The sequence below is a fragment of the Glycomyces sp. NPDC050141 genome (genome assembly GCF_055586545.1).
The window spans coordinates 17,613-31,372 of record NZ_JBVJHZ010000044.1 but is presented as its reverse complement, the minus strand read 5'-3'; the positions used below and the strand labels follow the sequence as shown (position 1 = coordinate 31,372).

13 protein-coding genes and 1 tRNA gene are annotated in these 13,760 nt (G+C 70.5%); 9 read left to right on the top strand and 5 right to left on the bottom strand.

Going from position 1 to position 13,760, the window contains the following annotated elements:
* Positions 1 to 34: 34 nt before the first annotated feature.
* The 3 genes from ACZ60M_RS21700 to ACZ60M_RS21690 all read left to right on the top strand — a co-directional run bounded on the left by ACZ60M_RS21700 (position 35) and on the right by ACZ60M_RS21690 (position 2,657).
* Positions 35 to 217, top strand: a complete 183-nt coding sequence (locus tag ACZ60M_RS21700; protein ID WP_465420732.1) for a hypothetical protein — start codon at positions 35 to 37, stop codon at positions 215 to 217.
* Positions 218 to 440: 223 nt separating this feature from the next.
* Positions 441 to 1,904, top strand: coding sequence for an MFS transporter (locus ACZ60M_RS21695; RefSeq protein ID WP_465420730.1), 1,464 nt, complete (start codon positions 441 to 443; stop codon positions 1,902 to 1,904).
* A 108-nt stretch (positions 1,905 to 2,012) separates the two neighbouring features.
* The gene (locus ACZ60M_RS21690) at positions 2,013 to 2,657 is read left to right on the top strand and encodes a TetR/AcrR family transcriptional regulator (RefSeq protein WP_465420729.1); all 645 of its coding nucleotides are present in this window, start codon (positions 2,013 to 2,015) and stop codon (positions 2,655 to 2,657) included.
* Between the two features lie 37 nt (positions 2,658 to 2,694).
* Here ACZ60M_RS21690 and ACZ60M_RS21685 read toward each other — a convergent pair.
* The 3 genes from ACZ60M_RS21685 to ACZ60M_RS21675 form a co-directional block, all read right to left on the bottom strand.
* Positions 2,695 to 2,770 (bottom strand) — tRNA-Gly (locus tag ACZ60M_RS21685).
* 141 nt (positions 2,771 to 2,911) lie between these two features.
* Positions 2,912 to 3,574: a GNAT family N-acetyltransferase gene (locus tag ACZ60M_RS21680; RefSeq protein ID WP_465420727.1), complete on the bottom strand. Its 663-nt coding sequence runs from the start codon at positions 3,572 to 3,574 to the stop codon at positions 2,912 to 2,914.
* Positions 3,571 to 4,230, bottom strand: coding sequence for a GNAT family N-acetyltransferase (locus ACZ60M_RS21675; protein ID WP_465420725.1), 660 nt, complete (start codon positions 4,228 to 4,230; stop codon positions 3,571 to 3,573). The genes ACZ60M_RS21680 and ACZ60M_RS21675 overlap by 4 nt, the downstream gene beginning before the upstream one ends.
* 110 nt (positions 4,231 to 4,340) lie before the next feature.
* Here ACZ60M_RS21675 and ACZ60M_RS21670 point away from each other — a divergent pair, with 110 nt between their 5' ends.
* The 3 genes from ACZ60M_RS21670 (at position 4,341) to ACZ60M_RS21660 (ending at position 7,625) form a co-directional block, all read left to right on the top strand.
* A complete protein-coding gene (locus ACZ60M_RS21670) occupies positions 4,341 to 4,586 on the top strand; it encodes a hypothetical protein (protein ID WP_465420723.1) in 246 nt (81 codons plus the stop codon).
* A gap of 72 nt (positions 4,587 to 4,658) precedes the next feature.
* Entirely contained in the window at positions 4,659 to 7,043 is a 2,385-nt protein-coding gene (locus ACZ60M_RS21665; RefSeq protein WP_465420721.1) for a phosphoketolase family protein, read from the top strand.
* Positions 7,044 to 7,154: 111 nt separating this feature from the next.
* Complete coding sequence (locus ACZ60M_RS21660) at positions 7,155 to 7,625, top strand: DUF4188 domain-containing protein (protein ID WP_465420720.1); 471 nt, start codon at positions 7,155 to 7,157, stop codon at positions 7,623 to 7,625.
* Positions 7,626 to 7,631: 6 nt separating this feature from the next.
* Here the strand turns inward: ACZ60M_RS21660 and ACZ60M_RS21655 are convergent, their stop codons facing one another.
* Positions 7,632 to 8,606 carry a phosphotransferase family protein gene (locus ACZ60M_RS21655; RefSeq protein ID WP_465420719.1) on the bottom strand — a complete coding sequence of 325 codons (975 nt, stop codon included), beginning with the start codon at positions 8,604 to 8,606 and terminating at the stop codon, positions 7,632 to 7,634.
* A 106-nt stretch (positions 8,607 to 8,712) separates the two neighbouring features.
* On the opposite strand from ACZ60M_RS21655, the gene ACZ60M_RS21650 reads away from it, so the two are divergent.
* The 3 genes from ACZ60M_RS21650 to ACZ60M_RS21640 all read left to right on the top strand — a co-directional run bounded on the left by ACZ60M_RS21650 (position 8,713) and on the right by ACZ60M_RS21640 (position 11,594).
* Positions 8,713 to 9,213 (top strand): GNAT family N-acetyltransferase, encoded by a 501-nt coding sequence (locus ACZ60M_RS21650; protein ID WP_465420717.1) that lies wholly within the window; start codon positions 8,713 to 8,715, stop codon positions 9,211 to 9,213.
* Between the two features lie 123 nt (positions 9,214 to 9,336).
* The gene (locus ACZ60M_RS21645; protein WP_465420715.1) at positions 9,337 to 9,822 is read left to right on the top strand and encodes an Hsp20/alpha crystallin family protein; all 486 of its coding nucleotides are present in this window, start codon (positions 9,337 to 9,339) and stop codon (positions 9,820 to 9,822) included.
* 182 nt (positions 9,823 to 10,004) lie between these two features.
* A complete protein-coding gene (locus ACZ60M_RS21640) occupies positions 10,005 to 11,594 on the top strand; it encodes a hypothetical protein (protein ID WP_465420713.1) in 1,590 nt (529 codons plus the stop codon).
* On the opposite strand, the gene ACZ60M_RS21635 is transcribed toward ACZ60M_RS21640, so the two are convergent.
* Entirely contained in the window at positions 11,571 to 13,661 is a 2,091-nt protein-coding gene (locus ACZ60M_RS21635) for a tetratricopeptide repeat protein (protein WP_465420711.1), read from the bottom strand. The two genes, ACZ60M_RS21640 and ACZ60M_RS21635, sit on opposite strands and share 24 nt — an antisense overlap.
* Between the last annotated feature and the right edge of the window lie 99 nt (positions 13,662 to 13,760).

Sequence of the window (13,760 nt, the reverse complement as noted above, 5' to 3'; positions counted from 1 at the left end):
AATAGGCGACTACGACGACGGGATAGGGAACAACGTGGACGAAGGCATCAGCGCCGCTCCGGGCGTAGTGGTCGGGGTACTGCTCATCATCGCGGCGGTCATGTGGTTCTCCCCCGGCGCCCGCCACAAGTTCCGCAAGGCCACGCTCTGGCTCGTGATCGCGGCGGTCGCGATGATCATCATCTTCGAGCTCCTCAAGGGCACCCAGACGACCTGACCTCCCGCAACTGTCGTACCCCTGTGTCAGGGTTGTTGTCGGGGCCCTTGAATGTCCGTTTTGAAGGCTAGCGCCTTAATTGTCCACGCCCGGTCGGCGACCGACCGGGCGTTTTCGCGTTCCCCCAGAATCTCCCGACCCCTCTATTGGAATAGATCGTTCCGCTCTGCTATAGTGGAATCAAGCGTTCCGTTCCACTAGTTCGAGAGCCCCGGAGGCATCCGTGACCGTCATCGTCGAAACCCCGCCCGCCGAAGCCGCTTCGGCCGCAAGCGAAGCGCCCGCCGTCCACCCCCGCCGCTGGCTCGGGCTCATCGCGATCCTCGCGACGACCCTCCTCAACCTGCTCGACGCGTCGATCGTCAACGTCGCCGCCCCCGCGATCCGCACCGAACTCGGCGGCACCGCCTCCACGATCCAGTGGCTCGCCGCCGGGTACACCCTCGCCCTCGCGGTCGGCCTGCTCACCGGCGGCCGCCTCGGCGACATGTTCGGCCGCAAGAAGGTCCTCCAGATCGGTCTGGTCGGCTTCCTCGCCGCCTCGCTCGCGTGCGGCGCCGCCGGATCGATCGAGCTGCTGCTCGCCGCCCGGGTCGTGCAGGGCGCGTTCGCGGCCGTCATGGTGCCGCAGTGCTTCGGCCTCATCCGCGACCTGTTCGGCCGCGACATGGGCAAGGCGTACGCGGTCTTCGGCCCGCTCATCGGCCTCGCCTCCATCGGCGGCCCGATCGCGGCCGGGCTCCTCGTCGACGCCGACCTCTTCGGTACCGGCTGGCGCTCGATCTTCCTCATCAACCTGCCGCTCGGCATCGCCGCGCTCGTCCTCGGCGCCAAGGTCCTCCCGGCCGGAGCCCCGATGGCCAAGGGCCTCAAGCTCGACCTCGGCGGGGCGGTCATCGCCGCCGCCGGCATGAGCCTCCTGCTCGTCCCGCTCGTCGAAGGCCGCGAGCTCGGCTGGCCGGCCTGGTCGATCGCGATGCTCGCGGCCTCCGTCCCGGTCCTCGCCTGGTTCGTCCGCGGCCAGGTCAAGCGCGCCCGCTCCGGCAAGACCGCGCTCATCGAGCTGAGCGTCTTCCAGAAGCGCTCCTACACCTCCGGCATCGCGTTCGTGGTCGTCTTCTTCGGCTCGGTCACCGGCTTCTCGCTCGCCGTCGGCCTGTTCCTCCAGCTCGGCCTGGGCTTCGGCCCGCTCAAGGCCAGCCTCGCGATGGCGGCGTGGGCGGTCGGCGCGTTCATCGGCTCCGGCGCCAGCGCGGGCCTCGCCCCGAAGCTCGGACGCAAGGTGCTCCACCTCGGGCTCCTGACGATGACCGCGGGCCTGGTCGTGCTGTGGCTCCAGTTCGGCGCGGCCTCGGCGCCGGGCACCTGGGCGCTGTCCCCGGCGCTGCTGGTCTACGGGATCGGGATGGGCATGATCTTCGTGCCGCTGTTCGGGATCATCACCGGCGACCTGGAGGACCACGAGGTCGGCTCGGCCTCGGGGCTCCTGGAGTCCTTCCAGCAGGGCGCGGCGGCGCTGGGTGTGGCGGTGCTCGGGACGGTGTTCTTCAGCCAGTTCGCGATCGGCAGCGGCGCGGCCGAGGCGACGGGCGCGGCCCAGTGGGTCACCGGCCTGACGGTGGGCCTCACGGTGGTGGCGTTCCTGGTGGCCTTCGGGCTGCCGAAGCAGGCCAAGGCCGAGCACTAGTGCGATGAGTACTGCGACCGGTCGGGCCCTCTGGGGCGCGGCCGGTCGCGGGCGTACCAGGGAAAGGTGCAACAGAATGAACCGCTCTGTTCCGGATAGGATGCCGTCATGACCGACAAGCCGCTCAGCGGGCGCAAGGCGCAGGCCGCCCGCAACGACAAGCTGATCCTCGAGGCCGCCCACGAGGTCTTTGTCGCGGACCCGGAGGCGCCGATCGCGGAGGTCGCCAAGCGGGCCGGGGTGGGCATCAGCGCGCTGTACCGCCGATACCCGAGCAAGGAGGACCTGCTGCGGAAGCTCGCGGGCGACGGCCTCGCCCGGTACATCGAGCTGGCGAAGCAGGCCCTGGACTCGGACGACGACCTGTGGGAGGTGTTCCGCGCCTTCATGAGAGGGGTGGTCATGGCGGACACGCCGTCGATCACGGTCCGGCTGGCCGGGACCTTCACGCCGGACCCGGGCATGTTCGGGATGGCGGTGGAGGGCGACGCGGTGAACCGGGCGATGATCGAGCGGTTCAAGTCGGGCGGGGTGCTCCGCGAGGACGTGGAGAACGGCGACCTGCAGGTGGTGACCGAGTCGCTGGCGATGATCCGGTGCGGTGACGCGGAACGGACCCTGGAGGTGCGGCTGCGGGCGCTGGAGCTCTACCTCCAGGCGCTGCGGGCCCCGGGGTTCGGGCCGCTGCCGGACCAGGGGCCGACCGAGGAGGAGATGGGCGCCCGCTGGATTCCCAAGGACGCGAAGGCATAGCGAAAAGGCCCGGTCAGCTGACCGGGCCTTTTCGTTCTGGAGCGGACGACCGGGATCGAACCGGCGACCTACACCTTGGCAAGGTGTCGCGCTACCAACTGCGCTACGTCCGCATGTCGCATTTGCTGCGACTTGTTGTCGTCTGCGGGGTTGACCCGCGAACGTTGATTACTGTAGCGCATCGTCCATCGGGGTTCGATAGGGCCTTGGGACCGATTGGGGCGCGGCTCACGCCTGGGCCGCGCCCGTACCGGTCATTCTTTGTCGCCGCCGAGGCCGAGCGAGGCCAGCACCTCGGTGTCCAGGCCTTCGATCGCGACTTCGTGCTTGCGGTGGGCCTCCCAGTCCTCGCGGGTGAGCCGCCAGCGGTTGTCCTGGCGCCGGACGCCGTCGAGGACCCGGTGGTCGATCCCGTCGGCTTTGTAGCCGAGCTTGCGCGAGACGCCTTCCGAGGGGCCGTTGCCCTCGAACGAGGCGCTGAGCGCGAAGTCGGCGCCGAGGCCGGTGAAGACGAACTCGAGCACGGCCGCGCGCATCTCGGTGCCGAGGCCCTTGCCGTGGTGGGCGCGGCCGAGCCACGAGCCGGTCGAGGCCTCGCGGGTCGTCTTGAAGTCCGTCCCGGCGACCTCCTGCATGCCGACGACCTGGCCGTCGTGGACCGCGACGAGCGGGAGCATCCACTTCTCGGGGGTGAGCCCGGCGATGACGCCCATCTGGTGCAGCAGGGTCCGGCGGCCGCGCTCGACCGGTTCGCAGTCGGTCCACGGCACGAGGAACGGCATGAAGTCCGGGGCGTGGACGCCTTCGGCGGCCCGGTCGGCGAGCGCGACGAGGTCGTCGAGGTCGGGCATGCGCAGTTCGAGCCGCTCGGTGCGCAGGCGGAGCCGGTAGACCGGCAGGTAGTCGTGGAGCGTCATTTCGTTTCCTTCAGGCCGAGCATGTCCAGTACGTCGTCGTCGAGGCCTTCGACTTCGACCTCGTGCTTGCGGTGGGCCGCCCAGTCTTCGCGGTTGAGGCGCCAGCGCTGCTCGGTGCGGCGGACGCCTTGCACCACCGGGTGCTTGATGCCGTCCTCGCGGTAGCCGAGGCTGCGCGAGACGCCGGCGGAGGCGGCGTTGCCGTCGTACGAGCCGCTGGTCGCGTATTCGGCGCCGAGCCCGGCGAAGGCGAAGTGGAGCACGGCCGCGCGCATCTCCTTGCCGAGGCCTTTGCCCTGGTAGCTACGGCCGATCCAGGAGCCGGTACCGACCTCGCGCGTGACGTCGAATTCCACGCCTTTGATGTCCTGCACGCCGATCGGTCGGCCTTCGTGGAAGACATAGAAGGGAAGGGTCCAGGTTTGGTCGCTCCAGCGGCCGATCGCGCGGTGGTACCAGAGGGCGACGCCGCGGGCGACGTTCTTGGGCTCGGCCGCGGTCCAGGGGATGCCGAACGGCATGAAGTCCGGGTCGTGGACGCCCGCCACCGCGACCTCGGCCAGGGCGGCGATCTCGTCGAAGCTCTCGGGCAGGCGCAGTTCGAGCCGTTCGGTGCGCAGGCGGAGGCGGTAGATCGGGAGGTGGTCGGCAAGCATGGGTCCGATTTTTCCGGGCGGGGCGCGGCGGGGCAATCGATTAACGACCCGGTGGGGTTCGCCGGGGTGCTGTCGTCGAGACTGGACCGGTCGGCGAAAGGAGAGCCTCTATGCCCATGGGACAAGCCGGGATGCTGTTCGTCTTCGGATTCTTCCTGCTGATCACCGCCATCATCATCACCGCGGTGTTCTCGTACGCCTCGACGGTGAAGGCCAAGGCCTCGGCCGCCCGCGAGGCGAACTACCGCGAGCTGGCCGCCAAGGCCAGCGAGGACGCGGCCGAGGTCAAGGCCTCGCTCGCGGAGATCAAGGGCCGCTTGGCGTCCGTGGAGCGGATGCTCAAAGAGGTCAACTGAGCGAGCGGGACAGAAGCGAGGAATTCGCGCGAATCGCGGTCAGGGCGCGTCCGATACGGCACCCTCGGACGCATGGACTTGACGCAATCCGGACTCGCCGCCGCGCCGCTGAGCGATGAGGAGCTCGCCCGCATCGACGCCTACTGGCGGGCGGCGAACTACCTCACCGTCGGCCAGATCTACCTGCTCGACAACCCGCTCCTGCGGGAGCCGCTGCGCCCCGAGCACATCAAGCCGCGCCTGCTCGGCCACTGGGGCACCAGTCCCGGTCTGAGCCTGATCTACGCGCACCTGAACCGCTGCATCACCGCGCGCGGGCTCGACATGATCTACGTGACCGGCCCCGGCCACGGCGGTCCCGCGATCGTCGCCAACACGTGGCTCGAAGGCACCTACCCGGAGCTGTACCCATCGGTGAACCACTCCGAGGACGGCATGAAGCAGCTGTTCCGCCAGTTCTCGTTCCCCGGCGGCATCCCCTCGCACGTGGCCGCCGAGGTGCCCGGCTCGATCCACGAGGGCGGCGAGCTCGGGTACGCGCTCTCGCATGCGTACGGGGCCGCGTTCGACAACCCGGAGCTCACCGTCGCGTGCGTCGTGGGCGACGGCGAGGCCGAGACCGGGCCGATGGCCGGGTCGTGGTTCTCGAACGTGTTCCTCAACCCCGTCTCGGACGGCACGGTGCTGCCGATCCTGCACCTCAACGGCTACAAGATCGCGAACCCGACGATCTTCGCGCGGATCTCCGACGAGGACCGCATGTCGTTCTTCCGCGGGGTCGGCTACGAGCCGTTCATGGTGGAGGGCTCCGATCCGGCGAGCGTCCACCAGCAGATGGCGGCGACGCTGGACGCGTGCTTCGACCGGATCGCCGAGATCCGCGCCGACGCGCGCGGCAAAGCGAACGGCGCACCGGTGCGGCCGCGCTGGCCGATGATCGTCCTGCGGACCCCGAAGGGCTGGACCGGACCCGACGAAGTGGACGGCGTGCCCGTCGAAGGGACGTGGCGGGCCCACCAGGTGCCGCTGTCGGCCGTGCGGTCCAACCCCGAGCACCTGGCGATGCTCGAGGCGTGGATGCGCTCGTACCGGCCCGAGGAGCTGTTCGACGCGACGGGCAAGCCCGCGCCCGAACTGCTCGGCCTGCATCCGCAAGGGGCGCAGCGCATGAGCGCGAACCCGCACGCGAACGGCGGGCTGCTGCTGCGCGACCTCGTGCTGCCCGACTACCGCAAGTACGGCCAGGAGATCGAGGGCCACGGCCGCACTACCGGCGAGGCCACGAAGGTCCTCGGCAAGTGGATTCGCGACGTCATCAGCGCCAACCCCGACCGGTTCCGGCTCTTCGGGCCCGACGAGGTCGAGTCGAACCGGCTCGGCGCGGCCTTCGAGGTCACCGATCGCCAGTGGCAGGCCGATATCTACCCGACCGACGAGCACCAGGCCCCGCACGGGCGGGTCATGGAGGCCCTGTCGGAGCACCTGTGCGAGGGCTGGCTGGAGGGGTACCTGCTCACCGGGCGGCACGGGCTGTTCACCAGCTACGAGGCGTTCATCCACATCGTCGACTCGATGTTCAACCAGCACGCGAAGTGGCTCGACTCCACGAGCGAGATCCCTTGGCGCCAGCCGATCGCCTCACTCAACTACCTCCTGTCGAGCCACGTGTGGCGCCAGGACCACAACGGCTTCTCGCACCAGGACCCCGGGTTCATCGACCATGTGATGAACAAGAAGGCCGACATCGTGCGCGTCTACCTGCCGCCGGACGCCAACACGCTTCTGTCCACGATGGACCACTGCCTGCGCAGCCGCCAGTACGTGAACGTCGTGGTCGCCGGGAAGCAGCCGGCGCTGCAGTACACGAGCATGGACGAGGCCGTGCGCCACTGCGAACGGGGCCTGGGCATCTGGGAGTGGGCCTCGACCGACGACGGCCAGTCGCCCGACGTCGTGCTCGCCTGCGCCGGGGACGCGCCCACACTGGAGGTCCTGGCCGCCGCCGACCTGCTGCGCCAGGCCCTGCCCCGGCTGAAGGTGCGCGTGGTCAACGTCGTCGACCTCATGCGGCTCCAGCCCGACACCGAGCACCCGCACGGCCTCGGCGACCGCCAGTTCGACACGATCTTCACCGCCGACAAGCCGGTGCTGTTCGCGTTCCACGGCTACCCGATGCTCATCCACCGGCTCACGTACCGCCGCACCAACCACGACAACATCCACGTGCGCGGCTACAAGGAGGAGGGCACCACGACCACGCCGTTCGACATGGTCATGCTCAACGACCTCGACCGGTTCCGCCTCGTCATGGACGTCATCGACCGCGTGCCCGGCCTCGGCCAGAACGCGGCGGGCCTGCGCCAGCGCATGGTCGACGCCCGGCACGCCGCCCGCGAGTACACGCGGACCCACGGCGAGGACCTGCCCGCCGTCGCCGACTGGCAGTGGCCGCACTAGACGGAAGCCGAAGCAGCGCAGGCGATGACGACCGACGGCTTGACATCAGGTGAACACGCTTCGTTAGTCTCTAAGGGGAGGCGAACTCGCAACCCCCTGGGAGGACTCCACGTGGCGAAGGTCAGGCCCGGACGCGTCGTCGTCGACTACAAGGAAGACCTCGTGGTCTTCACCGTCGGCATGCGCATCAACAAGTTCTGGAAGTTCCACAAGTGGGTGCCGGTGTTCACCTCGATGCCCAGGATGCTCCGCGAGCTCCAGGAGGACCCGGAGCTCGGGCTGCTCGACTCGCGGACCATGGTCGGCGGCAGGGTCATCATGGTCGTCCAGTACTGGCGCAGCGAGGAGCACCTGGAGCGGTACGCGCACTCGCAGGTCCACGCCCACCGCGGTTTCTGGAAGTGGTTCAACCGCAACGTGAAGAGCAACGGCGAGGTCGGCCTGTGGCACGAGCTCTACAAAGTCCCCGCGGGCGCGTACGACACCTCGTACATCAACATGCCGCCGTACGGCCTCGCGCGCGCGACGAAGGAGCGGGACGCGACCCGCACCGACCCCGACGACCACGAGCACGCCCACTAGGGACGATCAGGCCTCCAGCAGCGCGAGGTTCTTGACCAGGCCCTCGGTCGACCAGCCGCGCTGGTGGGCGGTCTGCTCCTCGTCGAAGCCGCGCACTTCGCACTCGGCGACGAGGATGAGCATCAGGTAGACCCGGTAGAGGGCGAGCCGCCGCTCCTCCCCCGCCGTCATGGCCCGGCCCAGGAAGCCCTCGGCCGACGCGGCCTGCTCCTCCTCGGAGCCGAACGCGAGCGACACGATCTCGGCGATCGGGTCGCCGTAGAACGCCCGCTCGCCGTCGATGAACGCCTCTACGCGCCAACCGGACTCGTTCTTGACGACGAAGACGTTGCCGTCCCACAGGTCGAAGTGGACGAGCGCGGGGCGCTTCACCTCGTCGAGCAAGTCCTTCTCGGCGGCGACGACCGCCCTGATCTCCTCGGCCGGGCGCGGCAGCGGCGAGCCGTTCTCGGCGATATCGGCGAGCACGTCGTCGACCATCGCCAGGAACGACTCGGACCAGGTGTCGGCGACGGTGCGGCCGCTCTTGCGCGGGTAGCCGAACCGCTCACCGGTGACCGTGGCGAAGCGGGCGCTCAGGGCGCCGATCTCGCGGCGCAGGGCCAGGAACTCCGCGTCCGAGATCTCGTCGCGGGCCTTGGGGAGCGTGACGCCTTCGAGGCGGTCGATGATCATCACGCCGCCCTCGGGGTCGCCGTAGTGCAGCGCGGGCATCGGCACGCCCGCTTCGAGGCCGCGCTCGAAGCACTCGATCTCGGTGGCCATGAGGTCCACTTCGTACCGCAGCAGCTTCAGGTCCTTGTCGGGGGCGACCTTGACGACCACGTGGCGGCCGTCGGCGAACTCGAGCGCGTGGGCGGCGTTGAAGAACCCGTCCTTGAACTCCTCGTGGCCGACGACCTCGATGGGCCCGGGCAGGTGCTCGCGGGCGATGGCCTCGACGGCGGCGAGGTCGAGCTTGGGGCGGATGGCGATCTCCATGCCGCCATTCTGGGGCGCGGGCGGCACTCGGCGCAACGGGGAATCTGTGCGGTGCTTGCCTGGTGGGACGCGCGGGCCTAGCGTGGAGCGGATAGGGAGGCCATTCATGGACACACCGCACCTGCGACGGCTGCGACCGGGCGACCTCGGCTGGATCCTCTACACCCACAGCCGGGGCTATCACTCGCAGTTCGGGTGGAACGAGGAGTACGAGGCGCTGGTCGCGCGGATCGTCGCCGACTACGCGGAGCGGCACGACCCGGTGCGGGAGGCGGGCTGGATCGCCGAGCTGGACGGCGAGCCGGTCGGCTCGATCGTGTGCGTCGACGCGGGCGGGTCGGTCGCGAAGCTGCGGCTGCTGTGGGTCGAGCCCTCGGCGCGCGGGCACGGGGTGGGCGCGATGCTGGTGCGCGAGTGCGTCGGGTTCGCGCGCGAGACCGGGTACGCGTCGATGACGCTGTGGACCATGAGCCTCCTGCACGCGGCCCGGCGGCTGTACGAGGACGTCGGGTTCACCCTCACCAGCGAGGAGCCGGTGCGGATGTTCGGCAAGGACGACCTGGTCAACCAGGTCTGGGACCTGCGGTTCGGCGACACCGAGGCCTGACACCGGCCGACTACGAGCCGTGATCTGAGCCACGGCAGAAATATTCGGATCGGGGCGGGCGTCGTATAGGTCGTTAGCACTCTCCACCACCGAGTGCTAATCCTGAGGAAGGAGACAGCCACCATGATCGTTCGCTACCAGCACCCTTACGCGGCTTTCAAGCAGTTCGACCGCGAGTTCGAGCGCCTCGTCCGGTCCGGCTTCGGCCGGGGCTCGGTGCAGTACACGCTGCGCGCCGACGTCTACACCGAAGGCGAGGACCTCGTCGTCACCGCCGCCGTCCCGGGCGTCAGCCCTGAGGACGTCACCGTCGAGCTCGAAGGCCGCCGCCTTTCGATCACGGCCGAGCGACGCCGTCGCGAAGCCGCCGAAGGCGACCGCTACCTCGTGCGCGGCCTCGCGGGCGGTTCGTTCCGCCGCGAGTTCCAGCTCCGCGAGGGCATTGCGGCCGACCAGCTCAGCGCGGAGGTCGCCGACGGCATCCTGACGATTCGCATCTCAGGCGCCGTCAAGCCGGCCCCGCAGGCGCAGCGCATTCCGGTCAAGGGCGTCGAGCCCAAGGCGGAGGACGCGGCCGGGGAATCCGAATCCGAGGAAGCAGCCGAGTAAGGGCACCGAGCGTGAAAGGGCCGGAGGTGACTCCGGCCCTTTTCGCACGCTACGATCGCCGGACGACACGCGTTCACGTTCGATTCCCCGGCCGCATAACAGGACTACAATGCACATAGGACCCCGGACCCCGGACCCCGGACCCCGGACCCCGGACCCCGGACCCCGGACCCCGGACCCTTATGCCGTGGCCGGCTGACGGCCCGACCAGTCCCTACCAGCGCCGCGTCGTCCTGGCGGGCAGCACCCTCCAAGCCCTCAACCGGCTCTTCTACGACGTCGAGCCCCTCCTCGCCGCCGACCGCCGCCTCCTCGTCCGCTACGCCCTCTTCCACGGCGACCGCCAGGACAGCGCCCGCCGCTTCGCCCGCCGCCACGACCTCGACCTCCTCGAATGGCCCGCCGTCGCCGCCGACCCGCCCGACCTCGTCATCGGCTCCGGCGCCGCCCGCGACCTCCACCAGGCCGCCGCCCCGCTCGCCCTCATCCCCCACGGCGCCGGGCACAACCGCCTCACCCCGTACTTCCCCGGCGTCGCCGGACTCGCCCGCGGCCAGCTCCGCGGCCCGCGCGGCGAACTCCCCGCCTACATGGCCCTGCCCGGCCCGGCCGCCGCCGCGCGACTCGCCGTCGACTGCCCCGAAGCGCTGCCCGCCGCCGAGATCACCGGCGACCTCTGCCTCGAACGCCTGCGCGCCAGCGCCCGCATGCGCCGCGAGTACCGCCGCGCCCTCGGCGTCGGCCCGGAGCAGAAGCTCGTCGTCGTCGCCTCGACCTGGCTGCGCCACTCCCTGTTCGCGCACCACCCGCGCCTGCCCGAGCGGCTCTTCGGCGCACTGCCGATGGACGAGTACGCGGTCGCGTTCATCCCGCACCCGAACATCCTGTCCGTGCACGGCAGCATGGAGAGCCTGTTCCGCCGCCAGCTCGAGAACGGCCTGCTCATGGTCGACCCGGACGAGGGCTGGCGCGCGGCGCTCATCGCCGCCGACGCCGTCATCGGCGACCACGGCTCGGTGACGTTCTACGGTGCCGCGCTCGGCGTCCCGACCGCCTTGGCCGCCTTCGGTTTCGACGAGATGCCGTCTGAGTCGCCCTTGGCGGCCTTCGGGAACGCCGCGGCGCACTTCGACCCGGAGGGCGATCTGCTCGCCCAAGTCGAGCGGCTCTGCGAGTCGACGGCGCTGCGGCACGACTGCTTCGCGCAGGCGCTGGCCGAGCCGGTGCCGGGCCCGGCGGGACGCCTGCGCGACGGGCTCTACCGGGTGCTCGGGCTCGATGCGCCGCCGCATCCGGGGCCGCGCATGCTGCCGATCCCGAGGCCGGTCGAGCACTGGCACCCGACTTCGGCGTGGCGCTGCGAGGTCGGTGTCGCGGACGGCATCGCGTCCTGGCGGCGCTTCCCTTCGGACGACGGCGGGCCGGGCCGCGGGTTCCTGGCCGCCGACGTCCGCTGTCTCGACACGGCGGTCAGGGACGAGGCCGACATGATCGTGCGCCACCGCGACGTGCTGCCGGTCGCGGAGGCTCGTGAGGAGGCCCGGCACCTGCTGAAGGAGCATCCGGGGGCGAAGCTCGCGAGCGTGCGGACGGGCCCGGAGACACTGGTCTGGGTGGCGCGAAGCGGCCTGGTACTCGACGCGGAGTGCCCGCCTGAGGCGGTGGACGCGGCGGGCGCGGTGTGGCTGGCGGAGCGCCGCCCCGAGCGCGATGAGTGGCGGCTCAGGGGCTCGGGAGGCGAAGGGGCCCTAAGGGTTCGCGTCGCCCCGTAGGCTCCGGCGCTTGCCGCGCACGCGTTCGGCCGCGAGGTACGCCCCGGCCGTCTCGAACCAGGTGGCGGCGGTCTCGTAGCGGCGGGCGCGGTCGGCGATGACGTGGGGCGGCGGCGTGCCGCCGGGTGCGACCAGTGCGAGCCTGTCGGCGATGCGCTCGTAGGTCTCGGCTGAGAGCTGCCAGAGCCGCCGCTCCTTGACCCGGCCCACGAGTTCATCCACTTCGGACAGTACCGTCTTCAGCACCCATTCCTGGATTCTGGGCGGGGCGGTGACCTCCGGGTCGGTGGCGATCTGGAGGCGCAGCAGCGCGAGGTCGAGCAGGGTCCCGTACCCGTTCGGCTCGTCGTCGAGCTCAACGAAGATCGCGGCGGCCCGGGTCCACTCCGCTTCGGCGTCTTCGAGTTCGTTCTGCGCGTGGTGGATCTCGGCGAGCACGCGCAGGCGGATCGCGGTCGCGCGGGGCCGGTCGATCACGGCGGCGCAGGCGAGCGCGGCATCGATGAAGGCCGTGGCCTCCTGGTATCGCTGCTGGCGCAGCCGCAGTCGCGCCAGCTGCTCGTTCACGATGCCGATGAGCGTGGTCCACTCCGAGGAGCCCTCGGCGTCGGCCGCGCGCTCGGCTTCAGCGGCCGCAAGGCCTTCGGTGAGCACGGTGTCGGCTTCGTCGAACCGGCCGAGGCCGATGAGGCTGAGTCCGAGGAGCGCTGAGAGGTGCGCTGCGGCGGCGGGACCGGCGGCGACGGCGCGTGCGGCGCGGTAGCAGTCGACGGCGGTGCGGTGCTCGCCTGCGGTGTTGAAGTCGGCCCAGAGCGCTTCGGCGAGCGCCCACGCCTCGTCGGTGAGGCGGTGCTCGGCGGCGATCCGCACCGAGGCGGCGAGTGGTTTGCGGAGGGTGCGGAACCACGCCTGGGCGTCCTCGCGTCCGGCGAATCCCGTTGCGCCCGTGCGGGTCGCGAAGTCGGGGGCGAAGCGGGCCCGGTCGGGCATGACGGCCCTGTCGGCGAGCTGCGCGCGGCCGATGTGCCAGCGCAGCGAGTCCTTCCAGGCCGAGATGAGGCGGAACTCGACGCCGTCGGGTGCCGTGTGCTCGTCCCTGGTGTGGTCGATGCGGTACCAGCGGGGCCGGTGCTCGGCCACGAGCTGCGCGTTCACGAGTTCCTCGAGCGGGGGCGGGACGCTGCCGGTCTTCCAGTCGCGGGCGCCGGTGAAGATGCCGGTGAGATCCAGTTCGAACTCGGTGCCGGGGAGCGATTCGACGAGACGGTAGAGCCATTGCGCCTGTTCGCTGAGGCCGGAGAAGAGGCTGTCGAAGACGGTGCCGCCGCCGACGGCCTCGCGGACCCCGGAGAGGCTGTCGAGGGCGCGGTTCCTGACGAGCCCGGCGAGGTCGCGGAGTTTGGACGGGTGCCGGTCGAACGCTTCGGCCAGGGCCTCGGCGGTCACGGCGGGCAGGTTCGGGCAGGCCGAGGCGAGGAACGCGGCGGCCTCGCCGGGTTCGAGGGGACCGAGCTCGATGTCGGTCCAGTCGGGGTCGCCGGTCGGGTTGCGGGTGAAGACCGCGTATCCGCATTCGGGCCGGTAAGGCTTGAAATATTCGAGGTCGTCCTCATCGGTGACGCCGTCGAGGACGACGAGCACCCGCCGGTCCTTCATGGCCGCTTGGTAAAGGGCGACTTGCGCTTTCGCTTCCGCGGGGATCAGCGACGGTGCGATGTCGAGCTGCGCCAGCGCCGACCGCAGGGCCTCGGAGCGGTTCGTGTGGTCGCGGTCGATGTAGACCGCGCCGTTGGCGTATCCGGGCCGGGCCCGTTCCAGCAGTTTCGCGGCCGCCGAGGTCCTGCCGCTGCCGCCCCGGCCGTGCACACAGACGGGCCGTCCCGCTTCCAGTGCGGTTGCGGCGAGGTCGAGTTCGCGTTCGCGGCCGGTGAAGTCGCCGCGGACCGCGGGCGAGTCCGGCACCGAGATTTTCGCGGCCTCGTGGAGGTGCAGGTGGTCGATCCGCCCGGCTTGCACGACGTTCTCGGTGTGGCCGTTGAACTCGTTGTGAAACGACTCGTCTGCCATCTGGGCTCCCCGGTTCGGTGTGCTCAGGACATGTTCGCACGAACCGGGAAAGGCGGCGGTCCCGACGCACGCGGGTCGCGTCGGGACCGCCGCCTCTCC